The sequence below is a fragment of the Bacillus sp. MYb209 genome (assembly GCF_002975175.1).
Classification (GTDB): domain Bacteria; phylum Bacillota; class Bacilli; order Bacillales; family Bacillaceae_G; genus Bacillus_A.
The window spans coordinates 1-23,500 of record NZ_PCNZ01000041.1; the positions used below are offsets into that span (position 1 = coordinate 1).

A 23,500-nucleotide genomic window follows, 5' to 3' on the forward strand; every position below is an offset into this window, starting at 1 on the left:
TGCATATGGTCAAAAAAGAACAAATTGATTTGCAGGACCAGTCTGTCCAAAATCAGAATGTTTTTATCAACCAGCTGTTTGGATTAACTGCTTAACAGGTGATTCCGTTAGGAATCCTTGATTCTTTTTTATTTATCATCTTTTTGCACCAGAACCCCAAAAAGCAATCCCGTCTTTGTTCTTCTTAGCTTCAATGTCTAGTGCTACCTTACTCATTAATGGGTTAGGAGCAATGCCGATGGTACATTCAATCCGTGTGTGGTCATATATTTCACGTTTGAATTGCAAAGCGAATTCGTATGGATTTTGAGCGAATAAATGGATACTATCCGTAATATCCATGAAGAATTCATCGATGGAATATTGGTGGAAATCTTCAATAGGAACGTATTGTAGAGCTAATTTTGTTATGTAATTAGAGCACTTAATGTAAGTACTCATGATGGGATTCACAACAATGATGTCATTGCGACGTGGTATTTCATATAGGCGCGCCATTTTCTTAACACCTAATGCTTTTAATGGTGGAGTTGCAGCCAAAACAATTGAAACATTCCGATTAACATCACCAACTACAGCTAACTTGGTGTGAAGCGGATCTAATCCCATCTTGATGCAACTGACTGAGGCATAAAAGCTACGAAGATCTACACATAAAACAATTCGATTCGGCAATATTGAGTAGTCATACACTGTCATTTCCCCCTTAAATAACAGAACATCAGTTCTTATTATATACAAATGTACGTTCTTTTATAAAGGTTTTTTGTAAAAAAAAAAATCAGCCCGATTTTTTGAGCTGATTATTACTAAGTTATTACCCATTAATTGACCATCCGCTATATTGTGGATAATATCCGCCTGAAGCCCATCCTCCGTAGGGAAATCCACCACCTGTAGTCCAACCTCCCGTATAAAATTGCTGTGGTGGTAAAAATCCACTCGAACCACTACCATGACTCATAAAATCTCTGGGTGAAACTGAATTGTAAATTCCTGTAGAACAATAATAAGGATTCATTTTATCCCTCCTTTTTTAATATTCCATACAATTTATATGTATTTAAAAATTATTTTTTAGTTCAAGTGAATGAAAATAAAGGAAGCCCCATTCTAACGAACGAAGCTACATCCAAAAATCATTTTCTTTTATGTTTTTCCCTAACTTCTTTAATCCCCTTGTTATTTGGGATATAGTCGAAAATTTAGGTGCGTATTCTTTATCGTTACACACTTTCGAAATAGTGCCTCTGCTCAACTTAGCCGCCTTTTCTAATTCCCCTTGTGTAATCCCTTGGTTGTCTAACCAACGACCGAACTTACTACGTTTTTTCCCTAATCCAAACACCTTTACCACCTCATGAATAGCTTGCCCTTTCCGTCATTTTTTTAGACATGAGAAAAAAACTGACATAAAGACCAAACAATACGCAATACCTTTTACCATACCAAACAAATTACGATTCACCGTTCCAAATTGATAGCCTTTTAAAACTTCGTTTCACTTATTCCAAATAGAATTCTTTCACAGAACGATACTTCAGACATCGTGAGGTTACTATTTTCAATGACTCATAGCTATTATTCTCTCTTCTAATCTTCAGGGACTATTCTTGCAGAATACACAAAAAGAGGTGGTGTTTGACTTTGATATTTGAGTTAGTAAGTTCAGCAGCAGTGGGTGGTGTAATTCTTTTCGCGAAAATGCATCAAAAAGGAGCGACTAATGATGCTTCTAAGATTCAAAGAATCTGCGCTAACTGCGGATTAAAAGTGAAAGAGGGTAAAGATACCAGGACCATACAGCTGCTTCGTAAGACGAGAAATGATTGGGGAGTCGAGTATGCATATAGGATTCCTCTTGGTCTTAGTTTCTCCGACTTCGAACAAAAGATGCAACATTTAGAGGACGGATTAAATCACAAGAGCAAAGTTTATGATTTCAAGCTATCAGACTTCAAAACTCTCCGCCTGCAAAAAGATATCTTAAAACAGATACGAAACATCATTAACAAGAAAAAATGCGTTAGGAAGGAAATAGAGCTGTCTTATGACGGATTGTTAAAAATACGAGTTTATGAGAAGGGAATCCCTACTTTTGTGAAGTTTGAAGAGGACATGATGAAGCGATGCAGAGGTTGGGAGGTTCCTATCGGATTTACCAGGGACGGATTAGTAAAACATGATTTCGATGCAATTTCCCATATGATCTCTGCCGGCATGACGGATATGGGGAAATCGAATGTACTAAAACTTATAATCACATCCCTCGTACGCAATCAGTCGGAGAATACAAAGCTATTCCTTATCGATTTGAAGGGTGGTCTATCTTTTAACCGGTACCGATTCCTAAATCAAGTCGAATCAATTGCGAAGAACCCAGAGGAAGCCCTTGAGACTCTAAGAGATTTGCAAACTAAACTGAATGATAGAAACGAATACTTACTAGAAAAAGGATACGAAGATATAAAAGAAGCCGGGGATCCCACGAGGTACTTTGTAATTGTAGATGAAGCAGCCGACATGACGCCATATCAGGAGTGCAAAGACATTATCGTCGATATGGGAAGACGTGGCAGGGCAGCAGGATTCCGCTTAGTATATGCCACTCAATATCCCACTAACGAAGCTTTGCCATCACAGTTACGTCAAAACATCGGTGCTCGTGTTTGTTTTAGATTACAAACGGAAGCAGGAAGCCGTGCTGTATTGGATGAAGGCGGCGCAGAGAGTCTTCCCAACATAAAGGGAAGGGCTATATACCAAACAAATGAGAAGAAGGTCTTACAGACTGTTTATATCGATAATAAGCAGATTGATAACATCATAAAGCCACATATCAACATAAGAGCGAGAAAGGAGCATGAAGATGCAAAAACTAGCCATGAAGGAACAACGGATAGAAAGCATACTTTGGAGTTTGAGGAAATTGGGATTCTTGACTAGAAAGCAAATACAAGTACTTCATGATTTAGGTGGGGATAGAAATGCTTCTCGTGTAATGAAAAATCTTGAAGAATATGTATCTAGCTTTCGCTTTGGCGAAAAAATTTATTATCTCAATAAAGAAGGTCGTGAACGCATTGGTAGCAAGAAGGTTCTCAAACGTTCGAATCAATTCCGTCACTACATTATGAGGAATGATATTTACATTGCTTATAAATGCCCGAAAACGTGGAAACAAGAAGTAAAGATGAATGTGAAAGGTATTGTTTCTATAATTGCAGATGCGTTATTCACTGATAACGGCCGTTACCACATCGTAGAGGTGGACCATGAACAGAAGATGAGTGCGAATCGTGTGAAAATGCAGAAGTATCGTAAGTTGATGGAATGCAATGTGTTTGAAAAACCACCTAAATTTATTTGGTACACAACGACAGAATACCGCAGGAAGAACCTGCAAAATCTTTGTGAAGGCTTGGATTGCAACATATTTACGGTTACTGATTTCCATTAAAACTAAGGGGATGGTCCATATGGCAACTGAGACTATGAGCATCAAAGATTTTATGGATGGTAACTATGGGGCAAAGAAAAAGTGGAGCTTGTTCAAAAAGCAAACAAAAAAATACGCACCCGTGGCGGCACGCATTAGCATTGTGATCGGTAGTGCTATTATATTCGGTAACATTATAGATATTCCGCATGCTTTTGCTGATGGATATAATCCAGATGTGAACGAAGTATTTAAAGATACACAATCAAGCGATGGAGCCATTAAAAACTATATAGATGGTCAATTATATAATCGTATTGTAAATGCATTTGAACCGGTTATCTTCCTGATAAAAGCAGTATCCTATCCAATAGCATCCGTTGTAGCGTTATGCGGCGGACTATTCATTATGGTCGGTAGCCAGGAACGGGGATTCTCCCTTATTTCAAGAGCGGGAATTGGTTATATAGTGGTACAAATGATTCCGCTGTTTATGAGGTTGTTAGTTGAAATTGCAAAGGCTATATGATGAATAAATATATATAGTGTTATAGTGTTATATAAAGAGGAATGGAATATTTAAAATAATGGATATCAATGCAAGAATTGAAAGACTTGAAAATGCAATGACTATATTTGGCTGGCCAAATGTTCCTAATGTTCCTCAAGTGCAAAGCATCCCTCCTACAGATATAGAAATTGATTTCAAGGACGTTCAATTAGGGAGTCATCCCAATGGAGATTACTATGTAATCTATGGAGAAACTGATTATTATAAATGGGCATGGGTTTATGTGAAGATAATTCCACGCTTTCAAATAACTAGGCTTTTAATTAGAAATGTACATGGAGACGGGATTGTGTCTGGATGTTGTTCCGCGTGGGACACAGTTAATAATGTTCCAATGACTGGAGATGCTGAATTTATTACTCTTAGTGCAGATCGTAACAAATATGACGTAAGAATAACAGGTTATCATAAGGCTGGTGGCGACGCCCCGATGGCTCTTGGCTTCTTTACAGTTAAACAATAAATACTAAAAATCCCTTTATATGAAGGGCTTTTTTCTTTGCAGGAATTAACAAAACCTCATGGAATAATGTTACAAGGAGGTGTTGTGACGCTATGACGGATGAGATTGTTTATTCCGCTAGTGAAGTATACAAAAGGCTAGGAATATCCGATAGCACCCTTAGAAAGTACATGGAAGTATTGCAGCGCGAGAAATTCGTCGTAAAAAAGGACAATCGTGGTAGACGCCAATACACAGACAGTGACGTTATGGTTATTGAGAAATTAATTGAACTCAGTAAGCATGACGGTATGACGTTAGAAAAAGCAGCGAAGATGATTGCACAGAAGTTGGAAAGTATCAATCCAGATTTGATTAATGATGAAGAACCTCAAGAAAGAGATTTAATACCATTCCACATTCAACAGCAACTCCAACAACAATACAGCGTTATGGCGCAAGAAATGAATCAGAGTATGTTAATGATGGAGAAGCGATTGAGTGAGCAAGCAAAGCAAAGCAACGAGGAAATCAAAGCAAGTATAGATCAGCACAATGAACGAGTTGAAAAGCGATTGGAAGCGCGAGATGAGAATCTCATGAAAACACTACGTGAGATGCAGGAAACGAAGAGAATGATGCAGGAATTTCGGGATGAGGTTGCGGCAGCGAAAGAGAAAGAGAAGAAAAAGCAGTGGTGGAGGTTCTGGTAAGGATTTGTAACAAACTACGAAAAAGTAGAAAATACTACTTTTCTACTTTTCTACTTAAGAGTGTGAATGATTAAGCCCTACATATGTAGGGCTTAATCATTCACACGATAATTGGCGATTCCTCTGTTATTCCCAAAGTAGGCTCCCCGCCATCAAAATCTTTTATATCCAACTTTCCGTTTGAAGATTTACCAAAAACTTTCATTTCAACATTATTTATATTTTTAAGAGCGTTATATATTCTATTTGAATAATTGGGGGCAATTGTAATCATACGCACATCTTCATTAAAGCAAGATGGATAATAAGCAGATTGCCACACTAAACTTTTATCATCTTCAACCGTCTTCAATTCAATAATACACTTAGTGCCATTTTCATCCTTTGCTATAATGTCAATAATTCCATTTTCAACTCTATATTGTCTTTCGATAAAAGACATACCTTCTTCAATGATGAATATATGGTCGCATAATATATCTTCTAATAAACTTTCAGGGCCATTCATTAATTCCTCTGTTATTAGTTCTTCCCAGATATCGTCTATCAACTTTATCTTTTCTTGTATTACATCATTATTTTTGAATTCTTCACGAGTCATGCAAGAATCTGAACATATTCCAAAGAAAACAAAAGGTTTATCATTAGTTATATTTTTTACCATAGACCAATCCATACCATCTATTGAATATAAAATTTCATCTTGTAGTAATTTTTTAGTACGATTCGGGGTTTTGCTCCAAAAATTATGACACCAATATTTCGTATTATCTTTCTTAGATAATTTTTCAATATCTTTTTTTCTAAAACACTCTTTACAAAAGAATTCCCCTACATATAAAGTTAGCACTTTTGAGGTGATTTCTTTAACTTTACCTTCATTGTGGGTAACTAAAATTAATTCACCCTTATCAAAATCCCACTCAGATAAATCATTACGAAAAGCATATAAGTAGTACCTTTCTCCTTCTTTCTGCTTAAATTCAACTTTTATGCAACCATACTTTTCTGCAAACAAATCGAAATCAATTATATTATCGCCATTTTTCGTAATTTTCCCCATGAAATTCATCTCCAATAATATTAGGATGGAAAATGCTAAGAATCACTGTGAAGACAAGATAAAATTGTATCGTTTTTTATTGTTTATCTAACATCTCATAAAGGTGCTTATATATCCCTTTATATCCTTCAGATTGTCGAGTTGTTAGTTTAGTATTTACATAGCTTTCAAGAAGCATTTCGATGATGCTGTTAATCGATGCCTTATCCATACTTTCTTGTTCTTTTATAAATGGTTTAAGAGTATTTAGCTTTAGCAAAACAGCAGGTGAAATTTTAGCCGTTTTAGATGGAACTAAACGTTGATCTGGCTTCTCAGGAGCAGTTACTTTAGCTTTATTGATGATAGGTTTAATAACTTGCTTCTTAACGGGCTCGCTATTACGGCCGAAATCGTTAGTTCCTTTTATCTGTACACCTTTGTCATTTAAAGTGTTTCCAGGTTTTGTGACTATAGGCTGAAATGGTGCTTTAGACATTATGAACCTCCTCCTTAGGCATTAACAGTAGCAAAGTAGTTTTCGTGTTCATTAAGCTCGCTGAGAACATCGATGAATAGTTGATGAGCTTTTTCATCCCACATGTCAACATTTCCGTTAACGTTAACATTTTTATGAATTCCTTCAATATCGTACACTTTTAGACGCTCTTGATATCTCACAATTGTATCTAGAACGTTTCCACCGTACATTTCTTGAGCTTGTTGTAATACTTTGTTATCCACTCGTTTCCCTTGATGCAACATCATCGGGATAATTCCTAAAACTTGTAGATCGGCGTCATATGTTTCTGCTAGGAACTGCATATAAGCGATATATGTTTGAGCACCTTCTAAAGACAGTTCTTGTGTTTGTAGAACGATGATACAATAATCAGCTGCTATCATAGCGTTATCTGAGTAGTCACTGATTGTTGGTGGTACATCAATGTAAATACGATCATATTTATCTTTTAATGGTTCTAGTAACTTTTTTAAACATGTAATTTGAGCAAGTTCATCTTCAGGGAACATATCAAATAAAATTTTTGATAGTTTTCTAAATGAAGTATTAGATGGAACAATGTCCAAATTCTCCATTACTGGGATAATCTCATTCTCTAAATTTTGATTTACAAATGCATCCGTAATGGACTTATCGATTTGTTCAATGTCACCTGTTTTAGCAAGGACTCTTGTAGCGTTACCCTGAGGATCCATATCCACTAAAAGACATTTCTCATTAAATACAGTAGCTGCTTCATAAGCTAACATTGTTGCTGTTTTTGTTTTTCCAACTCCGCCTTTAAAGTTACCGATTACGTATGTAGTTGCTTGTCTAGTCATTTTCGACACTCCTCTATAAAACTCCGAATAAGTATACCTTTGAGTAAAATGTAACACCTATATACAATATTCGCAACAGTATACCTAAGGAAAGTTTATGTTTTTTAAACGGATTTATCGAAAGAGTAGAAAAGTATACGTTAGCGTAAGATTTTTCAGTATACTTTTCTACATTTCTACTATTACGTATTTTATAGATTGGATGGCGTTGCATGCTGATATTTCTGCATTTATGTTTAAGCGTAAGTTAGTAGAATTATAATTTAATTTGAATATAAGTAGAAAAGTAGAATTTTACACTTTTGCGTAGTTCTACATTTACACTTTTACGTAGTTTTAAGTTGTCATTTCTGTGTTTACAAACAAAAAAGCTTGTTGTAACGTAATACACAACAAGTATCATTCTACAAAACAAAACATAATTTGATAAATCAAATCTACATAAATAGATCGAGCAAAACAATTGAATATGAACAGAAAATAAAAAAGCCACTCCCATATGCTAACGGCTACCAACCTTTAGCGGGAATGACTCAGTTCTAGTAATTGCTACCAACACTTACTAGATATAACCTGTAACCAAGCAGGACTTCGGTTTAAGTAGTGTACCACCACTATCCTTAAACAATTATGCCTTTCTCCGAGGCTTCTTTGATATACCCATTTTATCTGTGATTGGGCTAAAATTCAACTAGTAAATACTAGATTTGATTATTTTGTAGTCTAAAGATATATACCGGGCATCTCTAAACCTAGAAGTCTTGTGAATGTACAGGCCATTTAGGAATTGAGATGCCTTTTTTGTTTTTTGTTCGCGTGGAATTGCCTGATACCACGTTAATAAAAACTGATAAGCCGTAATTCCGTGCTGCCATACATTTAGCGGGAACGTGTTACGGCGTGGCTAGCTGTTGGTCGTGCAGGGGGTACAGAGTATACGCCTACAAAAACAGCACCCCTCACTGGAATCCTGTTCTTTTGGTGAGGGTGGGCGAGAACTTGCCTAGGGACGATTCTCTAAAAGGTTCGGGTGGTTATCGTTAGCATTACGGTGCTAGGGAGTACATTCAGTTTGTCGTGTAGGGACGATATTACAAGGACAAGCCATAGAAAAAGGATGTATGCGATGAAGATCGCTGAGTGAACAGGGTCTATACATACGGAACACTGACTGAGCAAGGCATGGCATGAACCGAAGACGCTTATCCATTCTATTCTGATCGATTACTTTTTTTGTAGTCTTTCAGCATAGGGGATAAATTTGCCAACCAGCCATTTTCCTAACTTCGCTTCGGCATGATAAAAACCCTTAAAACCTTCAGTCAAGGATAAATACGAAGAAAAGATGAAAAATTTGAGATTGTATAAGACCTTGAGGAATTACTCACTAAGATAGAGGAATAAATAAGGGAATTACTACTTACTTGGTTAGAGGATAAGGGGAAGAATGGTTAGAATAGGTCTTATTGCGGAATCTGGTTTTACACGTCAGATATAGTACGTGAAATTTTAGCGGAGGTGTTGAATATAGTATGAAATCTATGCTTTTTAAAGTTACTCCTGATTATGTTAAATGTTCAGATAATCCTAGTTTTAATTTTGATGATTTGGTATATAGAAACAATCCTTTTTTATGGTATTTAAGGATACCGATCTTACCAGCTTTTTCAGTGGAATACTTTTCTGTAGAATATAGAGGGGATTTAGTTTTTTCAGGAACTAGAGATGATTTAAATACTGATATAGTTATTGTAGAGACAGATAGATCTGTTCTTCACGATTTTGAAGAGATATCGGTAGTGATTCATTATAATGGAATAAGAGATTATTCGTTATTATTCCATTGGGTAATCAAAGACGGCTTAAAGCGCGATTTAGGTTCATTTTACGAGGAAGCTGAGAAGAATTTTGATCAAGGAGCTTGGCTATCGTTTACTTTAATGTGTGGGGATTTTTCATAAAGAAAAGACACCCTAAGGTGCCTTCCTCCGATTTAATTAAATACATATTATTTTAATTCGGTATGTTTTCCTCGCTCGCCATTATCACCTTGCCCAAATTCAACCTTACCTGTATGAGGATTATCCCAACGTACGTATTCGTACCATATGTTTGGTTCATCTTTAAATTTAACATGTGCTCCATATTGATCTATCTTATTATTATAAGAAGATTTAATTTCTAGAACATCTGACTTCGTATAACCTTTTTCTTCTAGATTCCACATAATACCTATAATAGCTTCTTCTCTTAATTTCGGATCACCTGTAATAAAATAACGATCTATTATACCTTTTCCGATAATAAATAAACTGATTATAAGTAATAAATATGTAATTATAAGAGCTCCTTTTTTCATGTATAAGTATCCTCCTTATTTTAATTTATTCTTTATATAAGAATACAGGAATTGTACTATAAAATATAGATTTAGGAATAAAGAAAAGACACTCTAAGGTGCCTTCCTCCGACTTGATAACCACTTTAATTTTAATAATATGTATTGGACTCCCATCCAAATATTATTTTACCATGTTAAGTTATATTGTTCATTGAGGAGTATCGCCAGCATTTCGGAAAAAAACCACGCTAAGCAAAAAATAAAATAAGCTGCCCATATGGACAGCTCATTTACATAATTATCGTTATCAGTAGTTATTTTCTTCCTAAGCATCTAGAACTTTAACAAATGTTCCTTTCAATGATCTTTCCAAAGCTTTTTGGTTTAATTCTACTACTTTGTTAGAAAGTTCTGTAGCCTTCTTAAGCTGACTATTCGCTACAAGAACTAAAGGATCAATGATTCGGACCTTTTTCTTTTGATGTATATCATAATCATCTTCATCGCTTATCACTTTCTTATCAAGATTCCTTATTCTATTTAAAACTTCATCATCATGACTATTAAGCAACTTCTTCCATACAGTAAAATCATCTAATAATAAATCATTCAACTGAAGGATTTGTTTGTTCAGTGCTATTTTTAATATATCTGTTAGCGTAGCATATCCATATACGTTTAATGGATGCAAAAAAAAGTCAATCACTTCAGTATAATAAGTTTCTACAAACCATTCTGCTGCATCAATAGACTCAACACATATTTTTTGATCAATGATTCTTAAGGTATCTACAAAATAAGAAACTTTGTCTAAAGAAATCATATTATACGTAGCTAAATCACGAAGTGTAGAATCTATGCGGTCTGCACAAAGCACAGGGAGTGGCTGTTCTAATAAAGACCATCTTTCTATCGGTAATATAGATTCAAGTTTAATCCCATGCTCCTTTAAAACAGAAGGAATTTCAGATGACATAAGAATTTCCTCAAATATTTGTTCATGATAATTTTGCTCTGCATTATCTAGAACAAAGTCTATTACATGAGAAAAAGCTGTATGCGAAATATCATGCAATAATCCTGCTATTTGTTCTTCTATAGAGCCACCTAACTTTTTAATTAACAACATTACACCAACAGAATGATCAAACCTAGTTACATTCCATTTTGAATTTACTAAATAGCTTGCTCCACCTTGATGAATATTTTTAAGCCTTTGAATGGATTTAGTATAGATCAATTCTGCAAGAACTGGTTCTAAAACAAAATCTCCATAAATAGAATCTTGAATTCTCATAACATCTCAGTCCCTTCCTTTTATGCCTAAACAACCGTTACCATTATTTCAAATAAATTACTACGATTCATTTTATCACCAATTCAAAATGAATAAGATATACAAAGTTAATTTACATAATAAATCATTATCGGTAGCAAATTAAAAGCGAAATCCATTGATGCAATTGGGTTTGTTCTTTTTCTCTTTCTCTTTCTATTATTCTATGCATGATTTTATACATTGTTGAGATATTAGGTTTTTTCGGTTTTACCAATGTCCTGTATTAGTACAAAAATTTGTATAAAATCTTGTATAAATGAAAACAAGTGATACGTGAATTATTAGGGAAAAGGGTATATCATTGCTATAGCGAATATATTTTTGAGGTGAAACGCTATGAAGACGTTTTATAGTCCTAGTGAGGTGGCGGAGCAATTAGGTATTCAGTCATCTACGTTACGTAAGTATGCAGACGTGTTAGAAAAAGAGGGTTACACCTTCATAAAAAACGAGCGTGGGCATAGGAAGTATAGAGAAAGTGATGTAATGGTATTTCGTAAGGCTATAAACCTAAAGAATGATACAGATATGAAACTAGAAAATGCCATAAAGCAAATTGTATCATGGCATCGAGGTGTTGCCATTGGATCGACATGAAGTTGAGCGCTATGAAGAACCGGATTTCAACGCTACAGATGATGATTCAAGATCAAAAAGGAGTCATTGAAAAACAAAATGAGCTGTTTCAGGAATTAACCAAACGACTAACTGAGCAAGACCAGCGATACAGGAATCCCAGGCACTTATAGCGACGAATTCTAGCGAAGACATGGCGAATAACCAAGGCCGTGATGAAATGCTTATGCAAACAATAAGAGAAGTCCAGGAAGTTAAGAAGATGATTGCAGCAAGTAAAGATAAAAAATGGTATGAGTGTTGGAAATAATCTTTTGAAATTTGATTAACTCATTTATTTTTATTTTTCTAAAGTAATATCTAATTGTTCGATTCGCAATACGATATTGTTAGGTTAATTTTCCAACACATCTTTACAGGTTGTTTTAGGCATAGTTGGGGGTTGAATTTTATGTAATAGTGGTGAACGGTCCTATCTAACATTTTACCTTAGATGATTTACGAGAGAGCACTTAAACTGGGAGTGCTCTCTTTAGTTTGCACCTTTTGAAAAAGACAAACATATCATTGGAGTATAAGATATAAGTTTAGTCGTTTATATCTTATACAACGTTTTTAGCATTTATCTCCTTATCACGTTTTTGGGCATTTACAATTGTAGATGTCCTTTTTGATATAAACTAACAATTTTTTGTTAGAACAGAGGGAGGATAAAATATGGCTCAAACTTATGGGGGTGCTGAGGTAGCCAAGGACATAGGGATTGGCTCAAGTACTTTGCGTAAATATTGCCTTGCCCTGGAGGAAGCTGGGTATTTTTTTGAGCGCGGCAACAATAATAATGCTAGAATTTTTTATCATAAAGATATAGCAACTATAGAATGGTTAGTAGAAGCTGTGAACAAGAAAAACATAACGCTAGAACAGGCTATAAATCTAGTAATAACGAGTGTTACAGAAAATGGGATAGCAACTGTTGCTGTTATGGATAGTGTCGCAGATTCAGAACACATAAAAACATTAGGGGAACGTATAGAACGATTAGAACAACTTAATTTAGAGTTAATTCAAAGATTGGATCAACAAAGTAAACTTTTACAAGAAACCAATAATCAAAGGATAATGAGAGAAGAACAAGGAGATGTTCAATTAATACAGGTATTAAGAGAAATACAAGATAGCAAGCGCCTAATAGTAGCTTTAGAACAGAAGAAATCATTTTGGATTCGTTTGTTTGGTAAATAAATTTAAATTTAATATGTTATTTGAATTAATAATGTTGTATGTGGATACATTATCATTAATTATTTTTTCAATTTTTGATAATGATAATTTTTTTGTACCAAAGTTATTGGCTAAGCATATATTATAATATTGAAATAGGTTTCGCTCACTTATTTCATATTTTTAATAATTTACCCTTTTAAGAATACTAATGGGCATAGATATTCTTTTTTAGTGGGTGAGTTTTGAAATATAGTTTCCTTTTAAAACAAAGAAGCACTCAAAATGAGTGCTTCTTTGTTTTAAACTTGTATTTGTTAGAGTATCGTCAACAAAACGCGAATTTCATACGCTAAGGATTATTAGAAGGTGTAACAGAAATAGTCGTTTTTGTTACACTGCCTGTTCCGACAAGCATTAACTCTTAATTCTTTGAATTTGATATAACAAAATAGTGTATCAAAAATAATTTGTAACATTACTCATTTCAAACCATTTTGTTACGCTACAAAGCCAACTATATCAAGGATGAATGTTCTTAGCGTACAAAATCGTCAAAATGTTGGTGCTACCCCTTACTAAAGAAATTTTAAAAGTTCTTTTAAAACCATTTTTAAATCATCCGAATCACAAGGAAATGCAGGATTTATTTTCCCACCACGTCCCAGTTCCTTATTAAAAATCATTTCAATTTTAACAACATCATAAAAACGATCATTAATTTTTTGTTGACCCATAGATATTTTATAAAAAGTATTTTGAGAATATGGTTCACTAGCAGGAATTAATACATAATCATCAGGGAAATATTTTTGTGGTGACATATTTGGATTCTCCCTCCATTGATATTAATAAAAAACTATCATTGTTGATGTAGTATATTCACATAAAAATAAAAAGCCACTCATCACCAAAAGCTGAATTGTACCCCGAATCATGGACACTTAAAAAAAGCCCCATGATTCGGGGTTTTTGTGTGTTTTTATCAAAAAACCTCGTTATAATGGAACCAACGATAGAAATGAGGTACGGAGAATGAGTAAAATTATTTTTAACGAAATTCAAATGAAACAACTAGAAACAAATAAAAATGTATTAAAAGTGTCGGAACGTTCGATTAGCTATTGTTCAGATTTCAAAGTAAGAGCGGTAAAAGAAAATCAACAAGGAAAAGGCCCTAGCTAAATCCTTTTAGAGAATGGGTTTGACTTAGCTGTGATTGGTGAGAAAAAGCCAAAACAATGCTTGAAACGTTGGCGAAGAACCTTTGAACAATTTGGTGAGGAAGGCTTTTATACAGAACGCCGTGGGAAAGGAAGCACGGGACGCCCTTCGGAAAAATCCCTCTCTTCTGATGAAAAATTAAAGAAAGCGGAAGCACGTATTGCGTTTTTAGAAGCGGAATTGACATTCCTAAAAAAGTTAGACGAACTCGAAAGGCAGGCGTTACAGAAGAAGCGTTTAACACCACGAGAAACATACACACGGATTGAACGCACCATACGTCGATTCCAATTCCCACGTATGGTGCGTTACCTTTGTACACTAGCTGGAGTGAGTCGGAGTGGATACTATGCGTGGCTTCATCAAACAGATAAACAGCTGGAAAAGAACGCAATGATGAAACAGATTATGAATGGATCCAAGAAATTTTTAATCAAAAAGGGAAAACATGTGGTGGTCGTTCTATCAAAATGGTGTTGGAAAAGACAAAAGGAATTTGTATGAATCTCAAGCGTATTTATCGTATTATGCGTAAATATAACCTTGTGACAAAGATTCGCCGAGCGAATCCTTATAAACACATCGCAAAAGCAACACAAGAACATAAAACATGTCCGAACCTTTTAAATCGCCAATTCAATCAAGAAGAGCCTGAAAAAAGTATGTTAACGAATATTACCTATTTATTTTATGGAAAAGGAAAGAAGGCTTATTTATCATGTGTAAAAGACAGCACAACACGAAAGATTTTAGCCTACCATGTCTCCTCCTCTTTACGATATGTCCCGTAGGGACAATTGTTTAGACAATGCACCAATGGAATCCTTTTTTGGTCATATGAAAGATGAATTAGATTATAAAGATTGTCAAACCTTTGAATCCCTTGAGCTCACCATAAAGGATTATATGGAGGAGTATAATTATAATCGTTATCAGTGGACATTAAAAAAGATGGCTCCGATCGAATATCGGAACCACCTTTTAAGTGCTTGATTTTTCAGGGCTTTTTTATTAAACTGTCCATTTTATAGGGTACAGTTCAAACTAAGCTACTCTCTTCTCCATACACTTATATTTTCAAGCGTATTCGTTATCCTAGATTCAACTGCAGTTTAACTTCCCGATGTATTTTCGCCTGTTTATCCAGGTGCAGGTGGATGCAGCCATACAACGGGGAGGAAATTCAGCTTGAGTATGATCTTATTAAGTGGACAGTCCCTACATACTCATACAAATTCAGGAAAACAACATGATCCAATTCTATATTAAATCTAGTATCTTTTCTTTCTTCTATTCTTTTTAATGTATTCATAAATTTTATCCATGACAAAGGATTCATGTTCTATCCAAATGGCTTCAGCTTCTTCTAATGTAACTACTCTCACTAGTTTCTCAATTGCTGCGTCTTTAACTAAAAATGTAGCTACAGCACCTGTAGATGTTGAATATTTACTGATAACTAAATCTATAATGTTATCAATCTCTAATACTCTATTATTATGAGACTTATTCTCAATTTGACTACTTTGGGTTGATATTTCTTTATTAGGCAGTTCTTTTAATCGGGAATTTAGAGTGAATTCTACATAACCTATTGGAGAATCAATATTTGAACGAAATCGTATATCCTCAATTATTTCTAATACAATTTCTTTATGAGATTCCCATTTTTTTAACACTTTAGGAAACACTTTTTCTTTACAGCGTTCTTCAAAACTTTTAATTTTTTGTTCAAATGTATTGGGCTGTTGAAATTTATCTAAATTTTTTTCAAAATGAACTAAATTGTTATCTTTCTTTTTTTGGCCACGGATAAGAAATTTAATTTTTTGTACTTTTCTGCCTAATTTAATTTCTTCAAATTCAAAAGAAATATCTGTTTTTTGGTCCAATTCTTTTTGAGAAGGTTTTAATACACGTTGCTTAAAATTTGCATAGTTAGGGTATATATCCATTGCATCTAAGTAATACCTTAAATTTTCTAGACTAATTGTACGTTCCTTTAAATCTTCATATTGTTTAAGTAGTTCATAAATACGTATAGCGTATGTACTTTTCAATTTAACAACATTAGCTAATCTATAGCTTGTAAACTTGCTGCTTAATTCTAATAGAAATGGCTTTAATAATGGATCAAAACGCATATCAATTGTTCCTTTATTTCTGTTGTAAATTGCTGAAGAAAGCCAGGATACCTGTATCAGCTCTTCCCCCGTCCGAATTTCAATTACTTTTGATAATAATTCCTTTGTAATTTTACTTAACTCCGAATATTTAGTAGATCCATTTAGACCAAGTAGATCATGAAAATGTTTGATGGGGAATGTGTAAGTTTTAAAATCCCGATCATTGGGTTCAATATTACTAGCCAAACAAAGTAATATTTTTTGTTCTACTAAATTTAAACGTGAATTTGCTTCAATTAAAGTATTTGATTTTGAAACAATATTATTTTCTTTAATCTGCAAATCTTGATTTTCAGACATACCTACATACGTCCCTTCCTTCTTACCTCTACTGTTCTATTAACTATAACAAATATATTCTCTTTGTTATAGTTAATTTTTTATAAATTCAGAAAATTCTATTCTCGCTATTAAAGTTGAGAAGCCCTTTGTTTTATGTAAAATTATTCCGAAAATTATTTAAATGGTAAAAAATTGAAAATATTTAGAGTTGTAAAGTATATAAACAAATTTGTTATCTGTAGAACCATTTTTGTTATGGTTAAAACTAAATTTGTTATCTTTAGAATCATTTTTGTTATAGTTAAAACTAAAATTATTATCTTTAGAACTATTTTTGCTAGAGTTAAACAACCAAATTTGTTACCTCTAGAACTATTTTTGCTAGAGTTCAGCAACCAAATTTGTTACCTTTAGAACTATTTTTGCTAGAGTTCAGCAACCAAATTTGTTACCTTTAAAACCATTTTGTTATGATTACAACCAAGTTTGTTACCTTTAAAACCATCTTTGTTAGAGTTCAGCAACCAAATTTGTTACCTTTAAAACCATTTTTGTTATAGTTACAACCAAGTTTGTTATCTTTAGAACCACTTTTGTTATAATTAAGAGTTATAATCCCTTATATATCAAGACATTTCATGCTCTTAAAACATATAAACATATAAAACATATAAAACAATTAACATATAAAACAAGCAAAACATAAAGTGTTGAATGCATATACTTATTATCATTTTTTAAATAAAATTCCCACGTCATAAAACCAAATTTGTTATATTTAGTTTAAATAGACATGTAAACGTCAATTAATTGCAAAACTCTTTGGAAATATTTCAGTATAAATTAAGGTATATACCTGATTAAAAAGTCATACAATAAAAAAGCCCTAAAAAGGGCCTTATGAGTTTTGCAAGAAAGGAATGTCTCCTATATAATATATGCTTTTTTCAATAGAATGTGAAAAAATACATAAAAGTTTCATTTTGTAGAGAAGTGAAGTAGCTTAATCGGGATGGGGTGAATCGTTGACGGTAATGTCGGCAAGAGCCGGTTTCTTAATAAAACAATAATCTGTTCCGTAATGTTAATTAGATATTTTACTTGTTTGATTGAGATGCCTACGGGTACCTTTTTTCTTTTTTGTAATTGTAATCGGTTAGGTTGAATTCTGTTCTACTGTGATAACACGAGGCTTTGAAACATGAAAAGACCGCAAAGTTTTTTTGAAGAAACACTCTGCATCCATATGATTTCTATACCTGTTTAAATAATAGTCGATTGTATGCCCTTCTGACTCAAAGGTACGATATAAATATACCTAATTACCCTTAACTTTTACATAGGTTTCATCAAATCTTCAGGAATCGTTTATTGATCTCAAGTATATATTGGCTGAATCCTTTTCCACAAATTAATTCTTACTCGTTCTGTTTTGTCCATATATAAGATTAAGAAGCTGCATATATTCATCTTCTTGTCCGATATCAAATCGTTTCCCATCAATCATTTTTCCATATACTTTTTTAGTCATAATTAAAGAATGAATCGCATCTGTTAATTGATATTCCCCACCAACACCAGGTTGAATATTTTTTAATAAAGGAAAGATATCAGGTGTGAAAATATATCTACCAATTACTGCAAGATTAGATGGAGGATTTACTTTTGGTTTTTCAATAATATTTGTGATATTTATACAATCTTCTTTTACAATATTTCCTTCAATAATACCATACTTCTCTAAACATTCATCTGGTACCGTATGAATGCCTATTACACTATTTTTCCTCTCTTTATAAATATTAATTAACTGAGTTAAAGCAGTTTCTTTATCCGAAACTACAATATCATCTGGCAAAAGTACAGCAAAAGGTTCATTACCAATAAAAGTTTCACCTAATTTTATCGCCTCACCAAGTCCTCTCGCATATGGCTGCCTTATATAATGGATTTGAACATTAGGGATAGTAAGCTCTTTTAACAGATGGGCTTTTTTTTCTCTTTCTAAAAAAGCCTCCAATTCTAATGAATAATCAAAGTAATCAACTATTAAATCCTTTCTGCTAGAAAGTACAATTAATATTTGCTCAATACCTGACTTCACAGCCTCTTCCACAATATAATGAATCGCAGGTTTATTACCTATTGGAAACATTTCTTTTGGAATTACCTTTGTAATTGGAAGGCTCCTTGTGCCGTAACCAGCGGCTGGAATGATTGCTTTTTTAATCACTAATCTCTCACTCCCTCGAGTTTTTACAATATTAGTATTCAGTACCCTCCTTACCTGCGCATGACGAATTCAAAAGAGGCTTTTACTTTTACCTTTACCTTCACCTTCTGATTGCTTTCATTGCTTATATGAATAGGCCCTTTCATTTGTCACCAATCCAACCTATCCATCAATATACTGTAACAACTAGTACTATAGTACTAAGTTCAGAAAGGTGATTATTATATGGATATATGTATTATAGGCTCTGGTTATGTTGGGATCACATCAGCAGCAGTATTAGCAGATTTAGGTCATGATGTTATATGTGTAGATAAGGATCAAGAAAAAATTCATTCTCTCCAAAAGGGGGAATGTCCCATTTATGAACCGGATTTAAAGGAGCTTATTCACAAAAATAGAAACCGATTACAATTCAGTTGTGATATCGATAATGCTATTCGACAATCACCCGTTATTTTTATTGCTGTAGGAACTCCTTCTACATCAAGTGGAAAGACGGATTTAAATTATATCTACTCCGTCATTGATCTATTAGTTCCAGCTATAACATCGTATAAAACTATTATTACGAAAAGCACAGTTCCACCAGGTACAAATCAACAATTATATGAAACACTCATTAAATGTGGGGTTTCATCAGCCCTATTCAATATTGTTTCCAATCCTGAATTTCTTCGCGAAGGCTCTGCTGTTCGCGATATGCTCATTCCAGATAGAACTATTATAGGTATCCAAAAAGGTGACACAAAGTCGTTAAAAATTATGCAGGATATATATAAAGGGATTAGTGCTCCTTTCCTTTGTACTGGTTTAAATGAAGCAGAGATGATTAAATATACATCCAATGTATTTTTGGCTACAAAAATATCTTTTATAAATGAAATTTCTCGAATTTGTGATGCATATAACATTGACGTTGTTGAAGTGGCAAAAGGAATTGGTTATGATTTTCGAATTAATCCTCATTTTCTTCAAGCGGGAATGGGGTATGGAGGATCATGTTTCCCAAAAGATTTACATTCACTCATCTATACAGCAAATGATAGGCACGTAGCAGTTCCTATTTTACAAGCTGTACAATCCATTAACTCCACACAGATAGATCTCTATATTGAAAAAATCCAAAAAGCTATAAAAGAACCCTCTTCAAAAAAAATAACGGTTTTAGGAATTGCTTTTAAGCCAAATACTGATGATATTCGTAGCTCCCTTGCCGTAATACTTCTTGAAAAGTTAATCCCTCTTGGCTATGATTTACATGCTTATGACCCAAAAGCTTTTCTCCCTCCACATTTAAAAAGAAATGTTACACAGCATGATAACCTAGAATCTTCAATTACAAATTCTGATTGCATTATTATCGCTACGGAATGGAATGAATTTAAAACACTTAATTGGAAACAAGTCAAACAAGTTATGAAGGGATGCACAATCGTGGATGGACGCAATTGCATTGAAAAAGATGAATTAGAAAAATACGGATTACAATATATTGGAGTGGGTCGGTTATGAAAATACTTGTAACAGGAGCCGCTGGTTTCATTGGCTCTCATTTGTGTCAAGCGTTACTTAAAAATAGTGCATATCATGTAGTTGGAATTGATCATTTCATCGGTCCTACTCCAGCCGCTTTAAAAACAGACAATATCCAATCTCTCGAATTGAATTCACGTTTTCAATTCATACGAGAAAATATTTTAACTACAGATTTATCCAAACTATTACAAGATGTAGATGTTATTTATCATTTAGCTGCTATACCTGGTGTGAGAACGAGCTGGGGAAAAGATTTTCAGCCTTATGTTACAAACAATATAATGGTTACACAGCAGTTACTTGAAGCCTGTAAACACATAAAGTTAGATAAATTTATTCATATATCAACGTCTTCTGTATATGGTGAAAAATCTGGCACAGTTTCTGAAGATTTATTACCTACCCCTCTATCTCCATATGGTGTTACAAAATTAAGTGGTGAACACTTATGTCATGTTTATCACAAAAATTTTCACATACCAATTGTTATTTTAAGATATTTCACAGTGTATGGGCCAAGGCAACGTCCTGACATGGCATTTCACAGATTAATTAAACAAATGCTAGAAGATAAACCTCTCACAATATTTGGTGACGGAACACAAACACGTGATTTTACCTATATTGATGACTGTATAAGAGGAACGGTGGCCGCTTTAGAAACAAAAAAAAATATAATAGGTGAAGTTATCAATATCGGTGGAAAAGAACAAGCATCCATTTTGGACATCATTTCTATGCTAGAAAAAATATTAGGTAAATCAGCAACCAAAAACTTTCTAAAATCAGTTCCTGGGGAACCGAAGCAAACATGGGCAGATATATCTAAGGCTAGTACATTACTGCAATATTCTCCAACAGTTTCCCTATCCGACGGACTGAAGGCAGAATATCATTATGTAAAACAACTATACAAAGGAGATTAGTTTATGAAAATTGCATATATATGTACAGAAAAATTACCGTCTCCAGCGATTAAAGGTGGAGCAATTCAAATGATGATTGATGGGGTGTCCCCCTATATAAGTCAAGAGTATGAACTTACCATTTTCTCTATTTCAGATCCAAGTCTTCCAAAATAAAATACACAGGATAATGTCAATTACGTGTATTTTCCTCAAAAAGAATATGAGCAGCATGTTATAAGAACACTCCAAACCAATACTTTTGATATTATACATGTCTTTAATCGTCCTAAAAATATCCCTCTATATAAACAAGCTTCTCCACACAGTAAATTTGTATTAGGTCTTCATAACGATATGTTTGCTGAGCATAAAATATCCATTTGTGAAGGCAATCTTATTATTGAAATGGTTACCGCTATTGTGACTGTTAGTAACTATATTAAACAAACTGTGATTGAGAGATTTCCACAAGCTGAAGATAAGATTTCCATTGTCTACTCTGGTGTTAATTTAAAACACTCTCCCTCCATCTGGACACCAACAGGACAAAAGATAAGAAATGAATTTCGTACAAAATATGCTATCCAAGATAAAAAAGTGATTCTATTTGTTGGCCGATTATGCAAAAATAAAGGTCCAGACTTACTCATTCACGCTATGAAGAAAATTATTCAAACACATAAAGATACGGTGCTTGTAATTGTTGGTGGTAAATGGTTTAGTGATAACCGAGTAAATAAATATATTAGAGGATTATATAAAACAGCTAAACCAATTAAAGAACACGTAATTTTCACTAAATTTATTCCTGCAGATCAAATTCATAATATATTTCTAATGGGGGATATATTTATATGTAGCTCGCAATGGAACGAACCATTGGCACGTGTTCATTATGAAGCAATGGCTGCTGGAATCCCAATTATTACAACAAACCGTGGGGGAAATGCTGAAGTTATAACAGATGAACATAACAGCTGTTTAGTGGAACAATATAATAATCCAATGGAGTTTGCCAGACTTGTCCACGCTTTGTTATCTCAACGAGAATTTGCACAATGGATTGCTGAAAACGGCAGAAAGATTGTGGAAGAAAACTTTACATTTAAGCATACAGCAAAAAAACTAGATCAGGTATATAAACAAGTAGCAGAATCCACTAATCAGCCTGCTAGAAATATTATACGCCCTCTCAAAATTCAAATAATTTGAACTACTCATTATTTAACGTCCCGAAGGGCTGTTTGAAGTAGGAGATTCCTAAGTATGGAAACCTAACGATTTTAATTGAGTAAGCTATCCCTGTAGTTCCTACGGTTAAAAGAGGGATAGCTTCGTTTCTAAGATTTAGTCCTGCGTTAACATCTCTATCGTGATGTGTGCTACAAGAAAGGCAATCCCACTCACGAAGATTTAGATTTTTAACATCTTTATTTTGATAAATGTAACTCGAACATAGCTGATTAGAAATAAACGTTTTTGATACAACTACAACTTGCTTCCCGTACCATTTTCTTTTTTAATTGAGTAAGCTCGTCAGAAAAAATGATACGTTAATCCTTTTCCTGTCTCTTTATAAGTATAATTTCATATAACAGGGAAACGATTAAATACAAAACGACTACAACCAATGAGTCTCGCAATTAAGGCTTTTTGTTCTTGATTTGGGTAAATACGAAATTTGTATGCCTTATTGATTAATATGGATTGTATCTCGCTTTTTTGTAAGGTTCCTGTATTAATAAAAAAGGTAGGCTTACGCCTACCAACACTCATCTCCTACCTAAATTTGACGTTTTACACCTTCACATTTTTGAGGAAGGAGTCTTCTGTCGGAAAAAGATAAATACGTGTATTTGATGCAAGAGATATATGAAGGATTTCTATCATGTATATGTTGAAGAATAAAAAACGCTTGGAAACCAAGCGTTTTTTATTGCTCATTATTTTACTCGTCATCATCATCGTCATCTTCTTCGTCTTCTTCGTCATCATCATCATCGTCATCTTCTTCGTCTTCTTCGTTTTCTTCGTCTTCTTCGTCTTCTTCGTCTTCTTCGTCTTCTTCGTCTTCTTCGTCTTCTTCGTCTTCTTCGT

The 23,500-nt window shown here is 33.8% G+C and carries 20 protein-coding genes and 8 pseudogenes; 14 read left to right on the forward strand and 14 right to left on the reverse strand.

What is annotated here, in order from left to right; translation table 11 throughout:
* Positions 1-95, forward strand: a pseudogene (locus tag CQZ94_RS27600) (IS6 family transposase); the annotation flags it as partial.
* Between the two features lie 61 nt (positions 96-156).
* Here the strand turns inward: CQZ94_RS27600 and CQZ94_RS27605 are convergent.
* The 3 genes and pseudogenes from CQZ94_RS27605 to CQZ94_RS27615 form a co-directional block, all read right to left on the reverse strand.
* Positions 157-693: pseudogene (locus CQZ94_RS27605) on the reverse strand (Y-family DNA polymerase); the annotation flags it as partial.
* 124 nt (positions 694-817) lie between these two features.
* Positions 818-964: a hypothetical protein gene (locus CQZ94_RS27610; RefSeq protein WP_181149560.1), complete on the reverse strand. Its 147-nt coding sequence runs from the start codon at positions 962-964 to the stop codon at positions 818-820.
* Positions 965-1,126: 162 nt separating this feature from the next.
* Entirely contained in the window at positions 1,127-1,348 is a 222-nt protein-coding gene (locus tag CQZ94_RS27615) for a helix-turn-helix domain-containing protein (RefSeq protein ID WP_105588050.1), read from the reverse strand.
* Between the two features lie 299 nt (positions 1,349-1,647).
* On the opposite strand from CQZ94_RS27615, the gene CQZ94_RS27620 reads away from it, so the two are divergent.
* The 5 genes from CQZ94_RS27620 to CQZ94_RS27640 all read left to right on the forward strand — a co-directional run bounded on the left by CQZ94_RS27620 (position 1,648) and on the right by CQZ94_RS27640 (position 5,165).
* Positions 1,648-2,946 carry an FtsK/SpoIIIE domain-containing protein gene (locus tag CQZ94_RS27620; protein WP_105588051.1) on the forward strand — a complete coding sequence of 433 codons (1,299 nt, stop codon included), beginning with the start codon at positions 1,648-1,650 and terminating at the stop codon, positions 2,944-2,946.
* Positions 2,885-3,460: a replication-relaxation family protein gene (locus CQZ94_RS27625; RefSeq protein WP_105588068.1), complete on the forward strand. Its 576-nt coding sequence runs from the start codon at positions 2,885-2,887 to the stop codon at positions 3,458-3,460. Before CQZ94_RS27620 ends, CQZ94_RS27625 begins: the two co-directional genes overlap by 62 nt.
* A gap of 19 nt (positions 3,461-3,479) precedes the next feature.
* A complete protein-coding gene (locus CQZ94_RS27630) occupies positions 3,480-3,968 on the forward strand; it encodes a hypothetical protein (RefSeq protein ID WP_105588052.1) in 489 nt (162 codons plus the stop codon).
* Between the two features lie 97 nt (positions 3,969-4,065).
* The gene (locus CQZ94_RS27635) at positions 4,066-4,473 is read left to right on the forward strand and encodes a hypothetical protein (RefSeq protein WP_142395954.1); all 408 of its coding nucleotides are present in this window, start codon (positions 4,066-4,068) and stop codon (positions 4,471-4,473) included.
* Positions 4,474-4,565: 92 nt separating this feature from the next.
* Complete coding sequence (locus tag CQZ94_RS27640) at positions 4,566-5,165, forward strand: MerR family transcriptional regulator (RefSeq protein ID WP_105588054.1); 600 nt, start codon at positions 4,566-4,568, stop codon at positions 5,163-5,165.
* 100 nt (positions 5,166-5,265) lie between these two features.
* On the opposite strand, the gene CQZ94_RS27645 is transcribed toward CQZ94_RS27640, so the two are convergent.
* From CQZ94_RS27645 to CQZ94_RS27655, 3 genes are all read right to left on the reverse strand, one after another.
* Complete coding sequence (locus CQZ94_RS27645; RefSeq protein WP_105588055.1) at positions 5,266-6,228, reverse strand: endonuclease NucS domain-containing protein; 963 nt, start codon at positions 6,226-6,228, stop codon at positions 5,266-5,268.
* Between the two features lie 76 nt (positions 6,229-6,304).
* Positions 6,305-6,706 carry a hypothetical protein gene (locus CQZ94_RS27650; protein WP_105588056.1) on the reverse strand — a complete coding sequence of 134 codons (402 nt, stop codon included), beginning with the start codon at positions 6,704-6,706 and terminating at the stop codon, positions 6,305-6,307.
* Between the two features lie 14 nt (positions 6,707-6,720).
* The gene (locus CQZ94_RS27655; RefSeq protein ID WP_098168473.1) at positions 6,721-7,551 is read right to left on the reverse strand and encodes a ParA family protein; all 831 of its coding nucleotides are present in this window, start codon (positions 7,549-7,551) and stop codon (positions 6,721-6,723) included.
* A 1,532-nt stretch (positions 7,552-9,083) separates the two neighbouring features.
* On the opposite strand from CQZ94_RS27655, the gene CQZ94_RS27660 reads away from it, so the two are divergent.
* On the forward strand, positions 9,084-9,512 hold the full coding sequence (locus CQZ94_RS27660) for a hypothetical protein (protein ID WP_258166065.1): 429 nt from the start codon (positions 9,084-9,086) through the stop codon (positions 9,510-9,512).
* Positions 9,513-9,559: 47 nt separating this feature from the next.
* Here the strand turns inward: CQZ94_RS27660 and CQZ94_RS27665 are convergent, their stop codons facing one another.
* Both CQZ94_RS27665 and CQZ94_RS27670 read right to left on the reverse strand, forming a co-directional pair.
* Positions 9,560-9,910 carry a DUF3139 domain-containing protein gene (locus CQZ94_RS27665; protein WP_105588057.1) on the reverse strand — a complete coding sequence of 117 codons (351 nt, stop codon included), beginning with the start codon at positions 9,908-9,910 and terminating at the stop codon, positions 9,560-9,562.
* A gap of 307 nt (positions 9,911-10,217) precedes the next feature.
* On the reverse strand, positions 10,218-11,189 hold the full coding sequence (locus tag CQZ94_RS27670; RefSeq protein WP_105588058.1) for an HD domain-containing protein: 972 nt from the start codon (positions 11,187-11,189) through the stop codon (positions 10,218-10,220).
* Positions 11,190-11,567: 378 nt separating this feature from the next.
* Between CQZ94_RS27670 and CQZ94_RS32035 the strand changes: the two are divergent.
* A pseudogene (locus CQZ94_RS32035) lies at positions 11,568-12,117 on the forward strand (DUF3967 domain-containing protein).
* 407 nt (positions 12,118-12,524) lie between these two features.
* Positions 12,525-13,052: a DUF3967 domain-containing protein gene (locus CQZ94_RS27685; RefSeq protein ID WP_105588059.1), complete on the forward strand. Its 528-nt coding sequence runs from the start codon at positions 12,525-12,527 to the stop codon at positions 13,050-13,052.
* Positions 13,053-13,609: 557 nt separating this feature from the next.
* Here CQZ94_RS27685 and CQZ94_RS27690 read toward each other — a convergent pair.
* Positions 13,610-13,855 carry a hypothetical protein gene (locus tag CQZ94_RS27690; protein WP_105588060.1) on the reverse strand — a complete coding sequence of 82 codons (246 nt, stop codon included), beginning with the start codon at positions 13,853-13,855 and terminating at the stop codon, positions 13,610-13,612.
* 211 nt (positions 13,856-14,066) lie between these two features.
* Here CQZ94_RS27690 and CQZ94_RS27695 point away from each other — a divergent pair.
* Both CQZ94_RS27695 and CQZ94_RS27700 read left to right on the forward strand, forming a co-directional pair.
* Positions 14,067-15,248 (forward strand): annotated as a pseudogene (locus CQZ94_RS27695) (IS3 family transposase).
* A gap of 59 nt (positions 15,249-15,307) precedes the next feature.
* Positions 15,308-15,509: pseudogene (locus CQZ94_RS27700) on the forward strand (IS4 family transposase); the annotation flags it as partial.
* 17 nt (positions 15,510-15,526) lie between these two features.
* Here CQZ94_RS27700 and CQZ94_RS27705 read toward each other — a convergent pair.
* The 3 genes and pseudogenes from CQZ94_RS27705 to CQZ94_RS27720 form a co-directional block, all read right to left on the reverse strand.
* On the reverse strand, positions 15,527-16,741 hold the full coding sequence (locus tag CQZ94_RS27705) for a replication initiation protein (RefSeq protein ID WP_105588061.1): 1,215 nt from the start codon (positions 16,739-16,741) through the stop codon (positions 15,527-15,529).
* Positions 16,742-17,879: 1,138 nt separating this feature from the next.
* A pseudogene (locus CQZ94_RS32480) lies at positions 17,880-18,026 on the reverse strand (IS6 family transposase); the annotation flags it as partial.
* A 108-nt stretch (positions 18,027-18,134) separates the two neighbouring features.
* Positions 18,135-18,956, reverse strand: coding sequence for a UTP--glucose-1-phosphate uridylyltransferase (locus CQZ94_RS27720; protein ID WP_105588064.1), 822 nt, complete (start codon positions 18,954-18,956; stop codon positions 18,135-18,137).
* A 225-nt stretch (positions 18,957-19,181) separates the two neighbouring features.
* On the opposite strand from CQZ94_RS27720, the gene CQZ94_RS27730 reads away from it, so the two are divergent.
* The 3 genes and pseudogenes from CQZ94_RS27730 to CQZ94_RS27740 all read left to right on the forward strand — a co-directional run bounded on the left by CQZ94_RS27730 (position 19,182) and on the right by CQZ94_RS27740 (position 22,615).
* Positions 19,182-20,471: a UDP-glucose dehydrogenase family protein gene (locus CQZ94_RS27730; RefSeq protein WP_105588065.1), complete on the forward strand. Its 1,290-nt coding sequence runs from the start codon at positions 19,182-19,184 to the stop codon at positions 20,469-20,471.
* A complete protein-coding gene (locus tag CQZ94_RS27735) occupies positions 20,468-21,421 on the forward strand; it encodes an NAD-dependent epimerase/dehydratase family protein (RefSeq protein WP_105588066.1) in 954 nt (317 codons plus the stop codon). The genes CQZ94_RS27730 and CQZ94_RS27735 overlap by 4 nt, the downstream gene beginning before the upstream one ends.
* Positions 21,422-21,424: 3 nt before the next feature.
* A pseudogene (locus CQZ94_RS27740) lies at positions 21,425-22,615 on the forward strand (glycosyltransferase family 4 protein).
* An 82-nt stretch (positions 22,616-22,697) separates the two neighbouring features.
* Here CQZ94_RS27740 and CQZ94_RS32485 read toward each other — a convergent pair.
* Together CQZ94_RS32485 and CQZ94_RS32490 are read right to left on the reverse strand one after the other, a co-directional pair.
* A pseudogene (locus CQZ94_RS32485) lies at positions 22,698-22,922 on the reverse strand (zinc ribbon domain-containing protein); the annotation flags it as partial.
* Between the two features lie 68 nt (positions 22,923-22,990).
* Positions 22,991-23,179: a helix-turn-helix domain-containing protein gene (locus CQZ94_RS32490; protein WP_105588067.1), complete on the reverse strand. Its 189-nt coding sequence runs from the start codon at positions 23,177-23,179 to the stop codon at positions 22,991-22,993.
* Between the last annotated feature and the right edge of the window lie 321 nt (positions 23,180-23,500).

Bases quoted from the DNA above. Each gene is read 5' to 3' on its own strand.
- CQZ94_RS27610 (WP_181149560.1), bottom strand. From the start codon at position 964: ATGAGTCATGGTAGTGGTTCGAGTGGATTTTTACCACCACAGCAATTT.
- CQZ94_RS27625 (WP_105588068.1), top strand. From the start codon at position 2,885: ATGAAGGAACAACGGATAGAAAGCATACTTTGGAGTTTGAGGAAATTG.
- CQZ94_RS27630 (WP_105588052.1), top strand. From the start codon at position 3,480: ATGGCAACTGAGACTATGAGCATCAAAGATTTTATGGATGGTAACTAT.
- CQZ94_RS27635 (WP_142395954.1), top strand. From the start codon at position 4,066: ATGACTATATTTGGCTGGCCAAATGTTCCTAATGTTCCTCAAGTGCAA.
- CQZ94_RS27640 (WP_105588054.1), top strand. From the start codon at position 4,566: ATGACGGATGAGATTGTTTATTCCGCTAGTGAAGTATACAAAAGGCTA.
- CQZ94_RS27645 (WP_105588055.1), bottom strand. From the start codon at position 6,228: ATGGGGAAAATTACGAAAAATGGCGATAATATAATTGATTTCGATTTG.
- CQZ94_RS27650 (WP_105588056.1), bottom strand. From the start codon at position 6,706: ATGTCTAAAGCACCATTTCAGCCTATAGTCACAAAACCTGGAAACACT.
- CQZ94_RS27655 (WP_098168473.1), bottom strand. From the start codon at position 7,551: ATGACTAGACAAGCAACTACATACGTAATCGGTAACTTTAAAGGCGGA.
- CQZ94_RS27660 (WP_258166065.1), top strand. From the start codon at position 9,084: ATGAAATCTATGCTTTTTAAAGTTACTCCTGATTATGTTAAATGTTCA.
- CQZ94_RS27665 (WP_105588057.1), bottom strand. From the start codon at position 9,910: ATGAAAAAAGGAGCTCTTATAATTACATATTTATTACTTATAATCAGT.
- CQZ94_RS27670 (WP_105588058.1), bottom strand. From the start codon at position 11,189: ATGAGAATTCAAGATTCTATTTATGGAGATTTTGTTTTAGAACCAGTT.
- CQZ94_RS27685 (WP_105588059.1), top strand. From the start codon at position 12,525: ATGGCTCAAACTTATGGGGGTGCTGAGGTAGCCAAGGACATAGGGATT.
- CQZ94_RS27690 (WP_105588060.1), bottom strand. From the start codon at position 13,855: ATGTCACCACAAAAATATTTCCCTGATGATTATGTATTAATTCCTGCT.
- CQZ94_RS27705 (WP_105588061.1), bottom strand. From the start codon at position 16,741: ATGTCTGAAAATCAAGATTTGCAGATTAAAGAAAATAATATTGTTTCA.
- CQZ94_RS27730 (WP_105588065.1), top strand. From the start codon at position 19,182: ATGGATATATGTATTATAGGCTCTGGTTATGTTGGGATCACATCAGCA.
- CQZ94_RS27735 (WP_105588066.1), top strand. From the start codon at position 20,468: ATGAAAATACTTGTAACAGGAGCCGCTGGTTTCATTGGCTCTCATTTG.
- CQZ94_RS32490 (WP_105588067.1), bottom strand. From the start codon at position 23,179: ATGAGTGTTGGTAGGCGTAAGCCTACCTTTTTTATTAATACAGGAACC.